At 69.1% G+C, this 15040-nt stretch carries 15 protein-coding genes and 1 riboswitch; of the genes, 8 read left to right on the top strand and 7 right to left on the bottom strand.

The window, feature by feature from the left end; genetic code table 11:
• Nucleotides 1-17 precede the first annotated feature (17 nt).
• Nucleotides 18-929, bottom strand: coding sequence for a LysR substrate-binding domain-containing protein (locus FFK22_RS23115; protein WP_138890573.1), 912 nt, complete (start codon nt 927-929; stop codon nt 18-20).
• Between the two features lie 73 nt (nt 930-1002).
• Here FFK22_RS23115 and FFK22_RS23120 point away from each other — a divergent pair, with 73 nt between their 5' ends.
• From FFK22_RS23120 to FFK22_RS23130, 3 genes are all read left to right on the top strand, one after another.
• A complete protein-coding gene (locus tag FFK22_RS23120; RefSeq protein ID WP_138890574.1) occupies nt 1003-1341 on the top strand; it encodes a helix-turn-helix transcriptional regulator in 339 nt (112 codons plus the stop codon).
• Between the two features lie 2 nt (nt 1342-1343).
• A complete protein-coding gene (locus FFK22_RS23125; RefSeq protein WP_138890575.1) occupies nt 1344-1835 on the top strand; it encodes an SRPBCC domain-containing protein in 492 nt (163 codons plus the stop codon).
• A gap of 111 nt (nt 1836-1946) precedes the next feature.
• Nucleotides 1947-2132, top strand: coding sequence for a hypothetical protein (locus tag FFK22_RS23130; RefSeq protein WP_138890576.1), 186 nt, complete (start codon nt 1947-1949; stop codon nt 2130-2132).
• Here the strand turns inward: FFK22_RS23130 and FFK22_RS23135 are convergent.
• Nucleotides 2095-2706, bottom strand: a complete 612-nt coding sequence (locus FFK22_RS23135) for an acetoacetate decarboxylase family protein (protein ID WP_138890577.1) — start codon at nt 2704-2706, stop codon at nt 2095-2097. The genes FFK22_RS23130 and FFK22_RS23135 overlap by 38 nt on opposite strands.
• 107 nt (nt 2707-2813) lie before the next feature.
• Nucleotides 2814-3004, top strand: a riboswitch (cobalamin riboswitch).
• 111 nt (nt 3005-3115) lie between these two features.
• Here FFK22_RS23135 and FFK22_RS23140 point away from each other — a divergent pair.
• Complete coding sequence (locus tag FFK22_RS23140; RefSeq protein ID WP_138890578.1) at nt 3116-6001, top strand: ribonucleoside-diphosphate reductase subunit alpha; 2886 nt, start codon at nt 3116-3118, stop codon at nt 5999-6001.
• Between the two features lie 40 nt (nt 6002-6041).
• Here the strand turns inward: FFK22_RS23140 and FFK22_RS23145 are convergent, their stop codons facing one another.
• The 5 genes from FFK22_RS23145 to FFK22_RS23165 form a co-directional block, all read right to left on the bottom strand.
• Nucleotides 6042-6806, bottom strand: a complete 765-nt coding sequence (locus FFK22_RS23145; protein WP_138890579.1) for an SDR family NAD(P)-dependent oxidoreductase — start codon at nt 6804-6806, stop codon at nt 6042-6044.
• A gap of 11 nt (nt 6807-6817) precedes the next feature.
• Entirely contained in the window at nt 6818-7591 is a 774-nt protein-coding gene (locus tag FFK22_RS23150) for an SDR family NAD(P)-dependent oxidoreductase (RefSeq protein WP_138890580.1), read from the bottom strand.
• Nucleotides 7588-8970, bottom strand: coding sequence for a glutamine synthetase family protein (locus FFK22_RS23155; RefSeq protein WP_138890581.1), 1383 nt, complete (start codon nt 8968-8970; stop codon nt 7588-7590). Before FFK22_RS23155 ends, FFK22_RS23150 begins: the two co-directional genes overlap by 4 nt.
• Nucleotides 8967-10379 carry an aspartate aminotransferase family protein gene (locus FFK22_RS23160; protein ID WP_221938789.1) on the bottom strand — a complete coding sequence of 471 codons (1413 nt, stop codon included), beginning with the start codon at nt 10377-10379 and terminating at the stop codon, nt 8967-8969. The genes FFK22_RS23155 and FFK22_RS23160 overlap by 4 nt, the downstream gene beginning before the upstream one ends.
• A 397-nt stretch (nt 10380-10776) precedes the next feature.
• Nucleotides 10777-11424: a GntR family transcriptional regulator gene (locus FFK22_RS23165; protein WP_138890582.1), complete on the bottom strand. Its 648-nt coding sequence runs from the start codon at nt 11422-11424 to the stop codon at nt 10777-10779.
• A 186-nt stretch (nt 11425-11610) separates the two neighbouring features.
• On the opposite strand from FFK22_RS23165, the gene FFK22_RS23170 reads away from it, so the two are divergent.
• From FFK22_RS23170 to FFK22_RS23185, 4 genes are all read left to right on the top strand, one after another.
• The gene (locus FFK22_RS23170; protein ID WP_138890583.1) at nt 11611-12366 is read left to right on the top strand and encodes a response regulator; all 756 of its coding nucleotides are present in this window, start codon (nt 11611-11613) and stop codon (nt 12364-12366) included.
• On the top strand, nt 12366-13718 hold the full coding sequence (locus tag FFK22_RS23175) for an ATP-binding protein (RefSeq protein WP_138890584.1): 1353 nt from the start codon (nt 12366-12368) through the stop codon (nt 13716-13718). Before FFK22_RS23170 ends, FFK22_RS23175 begins: the two co-directional genes overlap by 1 nt.
• Before the next feature lie 28 nt (nt 13719-13746).
• Nucleotides 13747-14037 carry a Dabb family protein gene (locus FFK22_RS23180; protein ID WP_138890585.1) on the top strand — a complete coding sequence of 97 codons (291 nt, stop codon included), beginning with the start codon at nt 13747-13749 and terminating at the stop codon, nt 14035-14037.
• A gap of 125 nt (nt 14038-14162) precedes the next feature.
• Complete coding sequence (locus FFK22_RS23185) at nt 14163-15035, top strand: MipA/OmpV family protein (protein ID WP_186002604.1); 873 nt, start codon at nt 14163-14165, stop codon at nt 15033-15035.
• Nucleotides 15036-15040: the final 5 nt, after the last annotated feature.

A 15040-nucleotide genomic window follows, 5' to 3' on the forward strand; every position in this document is an offset into this window, starting at 1 on the left:
CTTCGCCAGGCCGGGGCTCACCCCCACACGCCGGAGACCGGGCGCGCCCGCTTGGCCGTCAGCTCCGCGTCCAGCCAGGCGCGGAACAACTGCACCTTGCGCTGGCGCGACCGGGATTCGGTGGTGACGAACCAGTAGGCGATCTCGGTCGGCGCCGCGATCGGGAAGGGGCGGACCAGCCGCCCGTCGGCCAGCGCGTCGGCGGCGATCAACTGCCAGGCCATGAACACGCCCTGGCCGGCCACCGCCGCCTCGATCGCCGGGATCGGGTCGGTGTAGGACGGGCCGGACAGGCGTGGCGGCGACGCCACCCCGGCGGCCGCGAACCATTCGGCCCAGGAGATCAGCGAGCCCTCGTCGCGGATCACCGGCACCGTCGCCAGGTCGGCCGGGCGCTTCAGCCGCGCGGCCAGCGCCGGGGCGCAGACCGGGAACACGGTCTGCGGGATCAGCTTCTCGGCCAGCGCCCCGGTCCAGCCGCCGCGGCCCATGCGGATGGCGCAGTCGATGTCGCCGAGCGCCAGGTCCAGCACATCGGCGGTGGCGACGAAGCGCAGTTCGATCTCCGGATGGGCGCCGGTGAAGCGCGACAACCGCGGCACCAGCCAGCGCGCGGCGAAGGCGCTGCCGGTGGTGACGGTCAGGACGCCGGCGCGCTCGACCGCCAGCGCGGACATCGCATCCGCCAGCATGCGGAAGCCGGCATCCAGCATCGGCCGGATGCGCCACAGCTCCGCGGTCGGCACCAGCCCGGTCGGGGTGCGCTCGAACAGCATCACGCCCAGCCGCGCCTCGGCCCGGCGGATATGCTGGCTGACCGCGCCCGGCGTCACCCCCAGCTCTTTCGCCGCGGTCGACAGCGAGCCCCCGCGCGCCACCACCGCGATGGCGCGCAGCGCATTCAGCGGAATCGGGAAGGGCGAGGCCATGCCTCTTCTTGATCGGCGGAAGGCGAGCTGTCCAGGTGTTGACATGTAAATATCCAATTGGTTATATAACCAAATGGTTTTAGAAGACTCGCTCACTCTCAGATTCGCCGCGCTCGCCGACCCCACCCGGCGCGCGATCCTGCTCCGCCTGTCACGGGGCGAGGCCACGGTGTCGGAGCTGCAGGCCCCGTTCCGGATCAGCCAGCCCGCCATCTCCAAGCATCTGAAGGTGCTGGAGGGGGCGGGGCTGATCGAGCGCGGCCAGGTCGCCCAGTCGCGGCCGCGGCGACTGAACCACCAGGCGCTGAAGGAGACGGTCGAGTGGTTCGACCACTTCCGGACCCTCTGGAACGACAGCTTCGACCGCCTCGAGGCGCTGCTCGAAGCCACCTCCGAACCCACAAAGGATTGATCATGGCCGCCACCGAATTTGTCATCACCCGCCTGTTCAAGGCGCCGCTCAGCCGGATCTGGCAGCACTGGACGGACGCCGGGCTGATGGCGCAATGGTTCGGCCCCAAGGGCGTCACCACCACCGTCAAGACCCTCGATCTGCGGCCGGGCGGGATCATGCACGCCCGCATGGACCAGCCCGGCGGCGGCCGGATGTGGGTGAAGTTCGCCTATCGCGAGGTGGTCGAGCCGTCGCGCCTGGTCTGGGAGCACTCCTTCGCCGACGAGCAGGCCAACATCGTCCCGTCGCCCTTCGGCGGGTCCTGGCCGCTCAGGATCCTGTCGACCGTGACCTTCGCGGAGGAGGGGGCGGAGACCCGGATGCGCCTGGTCTGGACGCCGCTCGACGCCAGCGAGGAGGAGCGGCAGGCCTTCGCCGAGATGCTGGACTCGATGACCGAGGGCTGGGGCGGCACCTTCGACAAGCTGGACGAGGCGCTGGCGGCAGGCTAGGCCGACCGCCCGGGTCTATGGAGATTTTCTATAGACCCGGAGAGACACTGTCCATCGCAGCCGCCGGCCGGCGGATCTATCTCTTGGAGAGGATCTGCCGAGGAGGCTGCGATGTTCTCCTTCCTGCGGCGCCGGGATAGCCGGCGCCGGGCCGACGGCGCCGAGGCGCTGCTGGCCATGACCCCGCGCGAGCTGGCCGACCTGCCCTTCTGGGCCGAGCCGCCGCAGCCGGATTGCGTCGATCCGGCGGGCCGGCCGGTCACAGCCCGAACCGCGCCTCGGCCTCTGCCAGCGTGAGGGTCAGCAGCGGCCGTTTGCCGGCCACCAGGGCCAGCGGCCCTCCCGGCGCGAAGTCCCAGTCGAGGCCGCCGAAGCGCGGCCGGCCGGTGGCGGCGGCGCGGGTGATCCGGACGCCGGTGCCATCCGGCTGCAGCACAAGCAGCGGGACCGGCAGGCGCAGGGGCAAGGCGCGTCCCAGCCGGTCGGTGAAGGCTGCCACCGGCCCCTGGGCGTCGGTCAGATCCGTCCGACTGTCCACGGCTTCGAACCGCCCCAAATGCTTCGGGATCGCCCACAGCACCCGGCCGCCGGCCAGCGAGGCCATGCTGTCGACCCAGGCGTCGGTGATCGTGATCCCGATCCGGCGCCCCAGCCGCACCGGCACCGCCACCACCAGCTCGCCATAGGCCAGGTCGCCGCCGGGCTGCCACTCGGCCCGCACTGTCGCCAGCAGCGCGCTCCGGCCCCAGCCCAGCGGTTTGGCGCCGGCCGGCAACGGCCCGGGCAGCGCCGCCCGCGGCACCCGCCACAGCGCCGCCTGCACCGTGCCGCGCAGCCGCCAGGGCGGGGAGGGGTAGGGGGCTTCGATCATGCTGGAGACAGCGTCCGAGATTTCAGGCGGCGAGTCCAAAACGCACTTGGATTGCGAAGTTTGCGGCGGCCCCAACTAGGTATTGACGGAAACCAGCGGAAAGACGTCTATATCTAGACATCACGGGCAACCAAGGGAATCCGGTGCGCCGCCTGTCGGCAAGGCCGGAGCTGCCCCCGCAACTGTAAGCGGCGAGTCGGTTCGTCGTTCGGGCCACTGGCGGGCAACCGCTGGGAAGGTCGGACGATCCGATGGCGACCCGCAAGCCAGGAGACCGGCCCGTGATCGCGTAGAACGTCCTCGGGCGGGGTGTCCCCGACGGTGCGATGATCGAGATGCGCCGGCCTGCCGGCGCGCTGCCGACTCCGCATCTTCGGCCCAAGCCCCAACACGATCATGGGGTTTGCCGATGTCCGTCCTCCTCGAATCCGACCGCGCCCTCGCGGGCACGCCTGCCGCGCCGCGCACCTCTGCCGAGCCCGCCTATCAGGTGATCCGCCGCAACGGCGCCGTCACCGCCTTCGACGAGACCAAGATCTCCGTCGCCCTGACCAAGGCCTTCCTGGCGGTCGAGGGCGCCGGCGCCGCCGCCTCGCGCCGCGTGCACGACATCGTCGAGGGCCTGACCGCGCAGATCGTCGGCGCCTTGACCCGCCGCGCCGACCACGGCCGCACCTTCCACATCGAGGAGGTGCAGGACCAGGTCGAGCTGGCGCTGATGCGCGGCGAGCACCACAAGGTCGCCCGCGCCTATGTGCTGTACCGCGAGCAGCGGTCGCGCGAGCGCGCCGCCGCGGCGGCGAAGGTAGAGTCCTCGCCGGTGGCGCCGGCGCTGCATGTCACCGCGGCCGACGGCAGCAGCGCGCCGCTGGACCAGGCCCGGCTGGTCCGGCTGGTCGAGGAGGCCTGCGCCGGGCTGGACGACGTCGCCGCCGCCCCGGTCCTAGCCGAGGCCCGGCGCAACCTCTATGACGGCATCAGCGAGGCCGAGCTGGCCCTGGCGCCGATCATGGCCGCCCGCACCCTGATCGAGACCGAGCCGAACTACAGCCAGGTCAGCGCCCGGCTGCTGCTCGACCTGCTGCGGCACGAGGCGCTGTCCTTCGTCCACGGCCGCCCGACACGCGCCACCAATGCCGAGATGGCGGCAGGTTACGCCGAGTACTTCCCGGCCTATGTGAAGACCGGCATCGCCGTCGGCCTGCTCGACGCCGAGATCGGCCGCTTCGACATCGCCAGGCTGTCGGCGGCGCTGAAGCCGGAGCGTGACCTGCAGTTCCAGTTCCTCGGGCTGCAGACCCTCTACGACCGCTACTTCCTGCAGACCGACGGCATCCGCTTCGAGCTGCCGCAGGCCTTCTTCATGCGCGTTGCCATGGGCCTGGCGCTGCGCGAGATCGACCGCGAGGCGCGGGCGATCGAGTTCTACGACCTGATCTCCTCCTTCGACTTCATGTGCTCGACGCCGACGCTGTTCAACGCCGGCACGCCGCGGCCGCAGCTGTCCTCCTGCTTCCTGACCTCGGTGCCGGACGACCTCGACGGCATCTTCAAGTCGGTCAAGGACAACGCGCTGCTGTCCAAATACGCCGGCGGGCTCGGCAATTCCTGGACCCGGGTGCGCGGCCTGGGCGCCCATATCCGCGGCACCAACGGCCAGTCGCAGGGCATCGTCCCGTTCCTCAAGGTCGCCAACGACACCGCCATCGCGGTGAACCAGGGCGGCAAGCGCAAGGGCGCGGTCTGCGCCTATCTCGAGACCTGGCACGTCGACATCGAGGAATTCCTCGACCTGCGCAAGAACACCGGCGACGACCGGCGCCGCACCCATGACATGAACACCGCCAACTGGGTGCCGGACCTGTTCCTGCAGCGGGTCGAGGCCGACGGCCCCTGGACCCTGTTCTCGCCGGACGAGGTGCCGGACCTGCACGACCTCTACGGCCCGGCCTTCAGGACCGCCTACGAGGCCTATGAGGCCAAGGCCGCGCGCGGCGAGATCCGGGTGCACAAGCAGGTCCGCGCGCTCGACCTGTGGCGCCGCATGCTGACCATGCTGTTCGAGACCGGCCACCCCTGGGTGACCTTCAAGGATCCCTGCAACATCCGCTCGCCGCAGGGCCATGTCGGCGTCGTGCATTCCTCGAATCTGTGCACCGAGATCACGCTGAACACCTCGGATGACGAGGTCGCGGTCTGCAACCTCGGCTCGATCAACCTCGCCAACCATGTCGGCGAGCGCGGGCTCGACCGGGCGCGGCTGCAGCGCACCATCCGCACCGCGATGCGGATGCTGGACAACGTCATCGACATCAATTTCTACACCATTCCGGAGGCGCGCCGGTCGAACCTGCGGCACCGCCCCGTCGGCCTCGGCATCATGGGCTTCCAGGACGCGTTGCAGGCGCTGCGCTTGGCCGTCGCATCCGACGCCGCGGTGCGCTTCGCCGATGAGAGCATGGAGGTGATCAGCTTCCACGCCATCGAGGCCTCGGTCGACCTGGCGGCGGAGCGCGGGCGCTACCCGTCCTTCGACGGCTCGCTGTGGAGCCGCGGCATCCTGCCGATCGACTCCGTCGAGCTGCTGGCCGACGCGCGGGACGGGGTGCTCGACCTCGATCGCTCCGCGACGCTGGACTGGAGCGGGCTGCGCGAGCGGGTGCGCACCACCGGCATGCGCAACTCCAACACCATGGCGATCGCGCCGACGGCGACCATCTCCAACATCTGCGGCGTCGCCCAGTCGATCGAGCCGGCGTTCCGCAACCTCTACGTCAAGGCCAACATGTCGGGCGACTTCACGGTGGTGAATCCCGGCCTGGTCCGCGACCTCAAGGCGCTCGGCCTGTGGGACGAGGTGATGATCTCGGACCTGAAGTATTTCGACGGCAGCCTCGGTGCCATCGACCGGGTGCCGGACGACCTGAAGGCGCTCTACGCCACCGCCTTCGAGATCGACGCCTCCTGGCTGGTCGAGGCGGCGGCGCGGCGCCAGAAATGGATCGACCAGGCCCAGTCGCTGAACCTGTACATTGCCAACCCGAACGGCCGGAAGCTGGACACGCTGTACCGCCTGGCCTGGAAGCGCGGGCTGAAGACCACCTACTATCTGCGGGCGATGAGCGCGACCCATGTCGAGAAGTCGACGCTGAAGGGCACCGACGGCAAGCTCAACGCCGTCTCCGCCCCGGCCCCGGTCGTCGCGGCACCGGCCCCGGCCGAGGAGCTGACGCTGACCGACGGGGCGCCGATGGTGTGCCCGATCGACGACCCTACCTGCGAGGCCTGCCAGTGACGGGGCACCCTGCAGTCTCGTGAAAGCCGGGCCGGCGGGCTCACCCCAGCTGGACCTTGCGCTCCTGCAGGATGTTGCCGCCGTCCACGACCAGCAGCGAGCCGTTGACATAGCTCGCTTCGGCCGAAGCCAGGAAGGCGACGGCCGCCGCCACCTCGTCGGGCGTTCCCGCCCGGCCGGGCGGCGTGTGCCGGGCCGCGATCCGCTCGTCCTCCGTCGAGGCCCCGGTCTCGATCCACCCCGGCGCGACCGCATTCGCGGTCACGCCGTAGCGGGCGACCTCGAGGGCCAGGGCGTGGGTCAGCCCCACCATTCCGGCCTTGGCCGCCGAATACGCGGCCTCCCCCGGGTTGGAGACCAGGGGGCCCGTGACGGAGGCGACATTGACGATGCGGCCGCCCCGCCCGCTTTCCGTCATCGCGCCGAGAAAGGCGCGCGTCACCAGGAACGCCGTCTTGAGGCTGACGTCGATGCCGGCATCCCAGTCGGATTCGTCCAGTTCCAGGAACGGGCGTTGCTCCGCCGGCGCAGCCACCGATCCCATGCCCGCATTGTTGACCAGGATATCGACGGCTCCGACATCCTGGCGCAGGCGCGAGACCTCAGCGGCACTGGTCAGGTCCGCCCTGAGGGAGGTGACGCCGAGGCCTTGCGCCCGCAGCTCCGCAGCGCGGGCATGGATGCGCTCGCTGGCGCCGGTGATGAAGACCGCAAGGCCCTGGCCCGCCAGCTTGCGCGCGATCGCGACGCCGATGCCGTCCGGGGCGCCGGCGCCGGTGACGAGGGCGGTGCTGAAGACGGTCATCGGCGCTGTCCTCAATAGCCGGCGGTGACGCCGAAATCGATCGGCAGCGCGACCCCCGTGATCGGCGCCGCCTTGTCCTCGCACAGGAACTGTACCAGCCGGGCCACCTCCGCGGCCCGGATGAAGCGCGCCGACCGGCCCTGCGGATAGTGCTTCAGCAGATTCGCCCGATAACCGTCCGGGTCGCCGCCGCCATAGACCTCCGCCTGCCCATCCAGCATCGGCGTCGCCACGTCGGCGGGGCACACGGCATTGACCCGGACACCCTGGGGCGCCAGTTCGAGCGCCAGCGCCTTGGTCAGCAGAACGAGCCCGCCCTTCGAGGCACAGTAGACGGCGGCGCCGTTGTTGCCGACCAGGCCGGCATCCGATGCGATGTTCACCACCGCGCCGCGCGACGTCGCCAGATGCGGAATGGCCGCCGAGATCATGAAGAAGGCGCCCTTGAGATTCACGTCGAGGACGCGATCCCATTCTTCCTCCCCGACATCGGCGGAAGGCCCTTCGAGCCAGACGCCGGCGGCGTTGACCAGCACGTCGATGCCGTTGCCCCACGCCGCCGCCTGTTCGACCGCGCGGCGGCATTGCTCGACCGACCGGATGTCGAGCTCGATCACGTTGCAGCCGGCCTTGATCTCCGCCAGCGCGGCCGCGGCCGCCAGGGTGCGGTCGCCCGGAAGATCGGCGATGGTGATCCGGTCGCCCGCGGCCGCGAAGGTTCTGGCGATCTCGATCCCCATACCCCCGGCGCCGCCGACGACAACGACGTGGCGGCCTGCCGTCATATGACGCCTCCGTAATAGGCGAACTCTTCCGCGGTCACCTCGGCGGCGAAGCGGAGATATTCGGCCCGCTTGAGCGCGACGAAGACGGCGGCCAGCCGCTCTCCCAGCGCGTCCTTGATGAACTCGGATCCGGCAGCCCGCTCGATCGCCGATCGCCAGTCGGGCGGCAGGGCGCCGCTGTCGCCGCTGCCGTAGGAGGACGCCTCCGCATCCGGCTGAAGCCGGTTCCGGATGCCGTGCCGCATGCCCGCGAGAACCGTCGCCGCCACCAGATAGGGGTTGGCGTCGACGCTGGGCGAGCGATGTTCGAAATGCCGGTTCGCCGGGCTTCCGGCGGGCACCCTGATCGCGACGCTGCGGTTGTTGCGCCCCCAGGTCGGGGCGGTCGGCGCGTAGCTGTTGCGGGCAAACCGGCGCCAGGAGTTGAGGTTGGGCGCGAACACCAGCATCGACTCCGCCATTGTCTGCTGCACGCCGGCGATGGCATGCCGCAGCCGCGGCGCGAGATCGTCGCCGATATCGGCGAAGAGATTGCGGCCCGACGCATCCGCCAGGCTGGCGTGCAGATGCATGCCGGAGCCGGCACGGTCGGCGAAGGGCTTGGCCATGAAGTTCGCCCGCATGCCGTGGCGCAGGGCCAGGCCCCGGACCAGCCGCTTCAGCATCACCAGGTCATCGGCCGCGCGCAGGCCATCGGTGCGATGGCGCTGCGTCAGCTCGTACTGGCCGGGAGCGTATTCGGAGATCAGCGTCTCGACCGGCAGCTCCTGCGCCGCAGCGCAGCCATACAGCGCTTCGATGAAGGGTTCGAGCCGGTCGAGCGCGTCCACGCTGTAGACCTGATTGCCGCGCGGAACCTCCCCGGTCAACGGCATCCGCGCGGCCCTCGGCTGTCCGAAGGCGTCGGTCTCCGCGTCGAGGAGATAGAACTCCAGCTCGAACGCCAGGACGGGCGACATGTCCATCGATCGATATCGTTCGATCTGGCCCGCCAAAGCGTGACGCGGGTCGGCCCCCATCGGCGCGCCGTCGAGCTCATACAGGCCGACGCGGACTTCGCCGCGCCTGGGCGAGGTCCAGGGCAGCTCCATGAGCGAACCCGGGATCGGCCAGGCCGACCGGTCGGCATCGCCGTCATCCCAGACCAAGCCGGTCTCCTCGACATCGGCGCCGGAGATGTCGAGCCCCAGGATCGAGCCCGGAAGGTGGCGGCCGGAGCGATAGAGCGGCAGGAGCTCGTGCCGACGGATGATCTTGCCACGCGCCACGCCGTTGGGATCGATCAGCACGAGGTCGAAGGCCGCGATGTCCTCATGCCGCGCCAGGAAAGCCTCGGCTTCCTCGATCGGCGCCGCATCGATGGGCCGGGCTCCGCTCACTTTGCCACCGCCCCGGCCGCCAGGCGCGACAGGATCTGCCCGAAGGCGGCGATAAGTCCCGCGACCTGCGGCCCGGAGGTCGTCGGCGCCACCAGGACCATATTGTGGAACGGGGTCAGAAGATAGCCGCGGTTGAGCAGTGCGAGATGTATCGCCTTCTGGACTTCGGGAATGGATGCGGCACGCGCTTCCGCCGCGTTCGTGACGGGGCTGGGTGCGAACACGACCTCCAGCCTCGCGCCGACGCGGCTGACATGCCAGGGCAGCCCGGCGGACCGGATCGCGGCGGAGAACCCCGCCTCGATCCGGTCGGCGAGCGCGTTCATCGTCGCATAGGCCGCGTCGGTCATGACCTTTTCCAGGCACGCCCGCAGGCACGCCAGTTGCAAGGCGCTTCCCGACAGCGTCGTGCCGATGCCGGAATGGCCGATGCCGCTCTTGCTGGCCCGGATCGCATCGAGCCGGCCGGCGACCGCCTCGGTCATTCCCCAGACCGCCACGGGCACGCCGCCGCCGACGGGCTTGCCGATGACGAGGATGTCGGGCTCCAGCCCATGGGTTCGCGTGTAGCCGCCGAGCCCGGTCGAGATCGTGTGCGTCTCGTCGATGTGCAGCAGCGTGCCATAGGCCCCGGTCAGCTCGCGCAGCGCCTGGTGGAAGCCGGCCTGCGGCAGGATCATGCCGCAATTGGTCATGACCGGCTCGGCGACGACGCACGCGATGTCATGCGTCGCCAGCGCGGCTTCGAGGGCGGACAGGTCGTTGAACGGGATGCAGACCGTCGTCTCGGCCAGATCGACGGCCTGGCCGATCAGGTTCTCCCGGCCGACCGTGCGCCCGTCCTTGAGGTCCACCAGCGTCTCGTCGGCGGCGCCATGGTAGCAGCCGTCGAACACCAGGATCTTGCGCCGGCCCGTGACGGCGCGCGCGACCCGGAAGGCGAAGCGGTTGGCATCGCTGGCCGTGGCCGTCACCTGCCATCGCGGCAGGCCGAAGGTCGTCGACAGGAGGCTGCCGACGACACCGACATCCCCGGATGGCAGCATCGTGGTGAGGCCGATCTCATCCGCCCGCGCCAGCGCGTCGAGAATGGCGCCCGGCCCATGCCCGAACATGGCGCCGGTATCGCCGAGGCAGAAGTCGACGGCCTTGTTGCCATCGATATCGGTCACCTCGCTGCCCTTGGCGGTGGCCAGCGCCATCGGGAACGGCATCGGCCAGTCGCGCATCCAGTAGAGCGGGACCTGGTCGAAGAAGCCGGAGGAGGAGTCGTCGAACAGGGCTTTGCTGCGGGGGTGCCGGTCGACGAAGGTCGCGGTCTCTTCGGCGAGGATCCGCTGGGCAGCGGCAAATATCGCGGCAACGCCTTCGCTGGAGCCGCGCTGCCGGCTGGACTGGCTATCGAGCACTCCGGATTCCCTTCATCATTCGATTTGTGATCACATTTCTCAGGAGCGCCTGGACCTTGTCAATGCTGTGGTGGTTCCGGCTTCCAGAAAATCCCCTGAGCTCGAGCCATTGAATGAAGTACCGGTTGGGCTCTTGGGTCTTCTCCGGTTGTATGTGATCACATTTGCTCTGGCAAACACCCCGCAACCGGCTGCATAGACCGGGTCGTCAAACCAGCAGGAAAGCGCTAAACTAAACTCTAATTGTCATTGCCGAGCTTGACCCGACAATCCAGGGGGCACCGAGAACTGCATTGAAAACCCCTGGATCCTCGGGTCAAGCCCGAGGATGACAATAAAATAGAATATCAATCTAAGATAAACCGCTTCCCCTGGGGTGTCGGTCAAAGATTGATCTTCAGTACTGGGAGGCCAGGGTCTGCCTCAGGAGATGCACGGCATCCAGGATATCGGCCCGGATGGCGACCTCGAGAGCATCCTGGTCGTGGCGCCTGATCGCTTCGAGGGCCATCTTGTGCTTGTCCACGATCGCTGTGGTCTCGCTCATGTCGTACACGCTGCGCATGAACGGGCCGAACTGCATCCAGACGCTTTCGAGCAGCGGAACGAAGACCTGCGAGCCGCCCGCGCGGTAGAGCTCGAAGTGAAAGCGGTAGTTCTCCAGCATATAGGCATCGGCGTTGCCCGACCCGTAGCTCGAATTCATGGTGGCGTCGAACGCTTCCATCCGTGCGAGACATTCCGCATCGACGAAGGGAAGCGCCCAGCGGGCGCAAGGCGGTTCGAGCTGAAGCCGGGCCTGCATCAGCTCCTCGAATCTCGGCTGCGTGAGATCCGGCACGCTGACGCGGCCGTTGCGCCTGACCTCGAGCGCCCGCTCGCCCGCCAGCCGATTGATCGCCTCGCGGACCGGCATGAGCCCGACGGCGAAGCTGGACGCGATGCCCCGCAGGCTGACGGCGGTGCCGGGCTTGAAACGCCCGGCGATGAGCTGCTCGCGGAGCGTCTGATAGACCTGCTGCTGCTGGGTTGCGAGATCCCGCATCGATCATGGACCCTCGACGCTCATCGCCACTGAGCTGGATCGGCACCGTCACCTAGCTAGCAGACCGGCGAGGCCGCCAACAACGATTGAACATCTGCCGGCGGCCAGGCCACAGCGAGCGCCGCGTTTACAAAAAATAATATTTGGATGGATGATTGCCTGCCGGCCCGCTGCGAGAATGCATCCATGGTGGGACCCAGGAAGGCCATATCCTCCGCCGCAGCCGCGCGGCCGGAAGGGCAGCTGCATGTGCTGCTCGTCGAGGACGATCTCGAGATCTCCCGCATGCTGCAGGGCGTGCTGTCCGAGAGCGGCTTCGCCGTCTCGGCCGCCATCGGCGCGGCCGAGATGGATGCGGTGCTGCGCCTGGCCAAGGTCGACCTGGTCGTGCTCGACCTGATGCTGCCGGGGGAGGACGGGCTCAGCATCTGCCGCCGGCTGCGGGTCGCGTCGGCGGTGCCGATCATCATGGTGACGGCCCGCGGCGACGCGGTCGACCGGATCATCGGGCTGGAGATCGGGGCCGACGACTACCTGCCCAAGCCGTTCGACTCCCGCGAGCTGGTGGCGCGCATCCGGGCGCTGCTGCGCCGCGCCCAGGGCGGCAATGGCGACGGCCGGCTGCGGCCGCTGCGCTTCGCCGGCTGGCGGATCGATCCCACCTCGCGACAGCTGCACGACGCCGACGGGGTCCAGGTCGCCATGACCAGCGTCGAGTTCGACCTGCTGGCGGCGCTGTGCCGGCACCATGGCCAGGTGCTGTCGCGCGATCAGCTGATCGAGCTGACCCATAGCGGCCTGGCCAGCCCGGTGCAGCGCAGCATCGACGTCCATGTCAGCCGGATCCGACAGAAGATCGAGCCCGACCCCGACAACCCCCGCTACATCAAGACCGTGCGCCTCGGCGGCTACATGTTCACCGAGCGGGTCGAGCCGGCGTGATGCGTCTCCTCTCCCGCTTGGTTCCGCGCAGCGTCGTCAGCCAGATCACCGGGCTCGTTGCGGTCTCCGTGCTGCTCGGCATCGGCTTGACCGGCTCCGTCCTGTTCCTGTTCTTCCGGGAACCCGACGCGCGGGACGGGGTCGTTCTGTCGGCAGCGGGAATCGCCAAGGTCACCCAGATCTTCCAGAGCGCCGGCTCCCCGGAGGAGGCAGACAGCATCCTCGACATCGCCCGGCGAGCCGGCGCCGGTGTCGTCCGGGCGCCGGCAGGGTTCATGGGGCCGCCCGACGGCGAGCGGACGTCGGTCCTGTCCGGCCTGATCGCCTATCAGCTGAGCACCCTCTGGGGCATCGATGCCCGCGCCGCCAAACTTCCCGACGGTGCCGGCGACGGCGTCGTCGTGCGGGCCGACGACCACACCATCCTGCTGTTTCCGACGCCGAACTGGGCGGGCCTGTGGCCGTTCATCCTCAAGCCCACGGTCCTGATCATCGTCACCATGCTTGTCTTCGTGCTGATCCTGTCGATCTACGCCGTGCGCTGGATCATCGCGCCGCTGTCGGCGCTGGGCGCGGCCGCCGAATCCTTCGGGCGCTCGCCCGACGACGACCGCCTGGTCCACCGCCGGGGGCCGCGCGAGATCGGCCAGGTTGCCGCCGCCCTCAACGACATGCGCACCCGCATCCGCGCCCTGATCGACGACCGCACCCGCATGCTGGCCGCGATCAGCCATGACCTGCGGACGCCGCTGACCCGCCTGCGGCTGCGCGCCGAACGGATCGGCGACCCGGAGCTGCGGGACGGCATCCTGCATGAGGTCGTGCGGATCAGCGGCATGCTCGACGAGACGCTGGAGTATCTGCGGCCCGGCACCCGAGAGGAGCCGATGTCGCCGGTCGACCTGCCGAGCCTGCTGCAGACGATCTGCACCGAATTCGGCGATGTCGGCCACGACGTCGCCTATGCCGGGCCGCAGCGGCTGGCCTGGGTCTGCCGGCCCAACGCGCTGGCCCGCGCGGTCACCAACATCGTCGACAACGCCGTCCAGCACGGATCGGCGGTGCGGGTCGGCCTGCGGGCCGGTGGCGGGGGATTGGCGGAGATCGAGGTGGCCGACGACGGGCCCGGCATTCCCGCGCCGCTGCGCGAGAAGGTGTTCGACCCGTTCTTCAAGGGCGACGACACGCGGTCCGCGGCTTCGGGCCGGGGCTTCGGGCTGGGCCTGTCGATCGCGCGCGACGTCGTCCGCGGCCATGGCGGCGGCATCGAGCTGCGCGACCGCCTGCCGCGCGGCCTGGTCGTCCGGATGTCGCTGCCCCGCAATCCTTCCGGTCTTCGGCCGGCGATCTGATTCGAACCACCAGAAATGGAGCTGCCTCATGATCCGCCACACCGTCGTCTTCAGCCTCAAGCACCCGGAAGGCTCGAGCGAAGAGACGAGATTCCTGGACTCCGCCCTGGTTCTCGCCGGCTTGCCCACGGTGAGGAATTTCGAGCGGCTGAAGCAGGTCAGCGCCAAGAACCGGTTCAGCCATGGCTTCTCGATGGAGTTCGAGGATCAGGCTGCCTATGACGCCTACAACCTCCACCCGCTGCACGTCGAATTCCTCCGCGACCGCTGGCAGCCGGAGGTCTCGGACTTCATGGAGATCGACTACGTCAGGATCTGACGGCAGCTCGGCGACCTCGCCGATCCGCGGCCGGGATCCCGGCAACATCTCTTAACATAACTTAAAACCCGTCCATCCGGTCGGCTTCTATCCTCGCGGCTCAATCGAGTCACGGGATGAACCGAATGCAAGCGTCACTGTCGACTGCCGCCTATTCTTCGCGACCCGATATCCGCTGGGCCAGGACTTGGGCGCCGCTCGCCTTGGCCGGCGCCTGCCTGGTCCTCGCCGTGCCCGGCATGCGTGCGGAGGCTCAGGACGCGCTTATCCTGCCGCAGGAGGACGCTCCGGTTCCGGAGGCGGCCAGCCCCCGTGGGGACTGGACCTTCGTGCTCGGCGGCGGCGTCCGGGTCGCGCCCAGCTACGAGGGGTCCGACAAGTTCTCGGTGTCGCCGCTGCCCTTCGTCGCGATCGACTGGCGGGACCGGGTCTTCCTCGACATGGCGCGCGGTATCGGCGTCAACGTCGTGCGCACCGACGCGCTCCGGCTCGGCGTCTCCGTGGGTCTCGCGCCCGGCCGGAACGAGGATGACGAGGACCATTTGAAGGGGCTGGGCGATATCGACATGGCCGCGCGCGGCCATGTCTTCGGCTCCTATTCCTTCGGCATGTGGCAGATCGGCCTCGACGTCGCCAAGGATTTCGGCGGCAGCGAAGGGCTGCAGGTCCGGCCCGAGATGTCGGTGAAGGTGCCGCTGTCCGAGACCTGGACCCTGTCCTCCGGCGTCTCCGCCACCTGGGCCAATGACGACTACATGCAGAGCTTCTTCGGCATCTCGCCGTCGCAGTCGCGGAAATCGGGGCTGGAGCGCTACGACGCCGGCGCCGGGTTCAAGAGCGTCGACTTCAAGGTTGGCCTCAACTGGGCGATCTCCGAGAGCTGGTTCGCCACCGCGAATGTCGGCGTGGGCGTCCTGCTCGGCGACGCGGCGGACAGCCCGATCACGGAAAGCCGGGTGCAGCCTTCGGTCGGGCTGGCGGTCGGCTACCGGTTCTGAGGCGG

The sequence above is a fragment of the Mycobacterium sp. KBS0706 genome (assembly GCF_005938675.2).
GTDB lineage: Bacteria > Pseudomonadota > Alphaproteobacteria > DSM-16000 > Inquilinaceae > Inquilinus.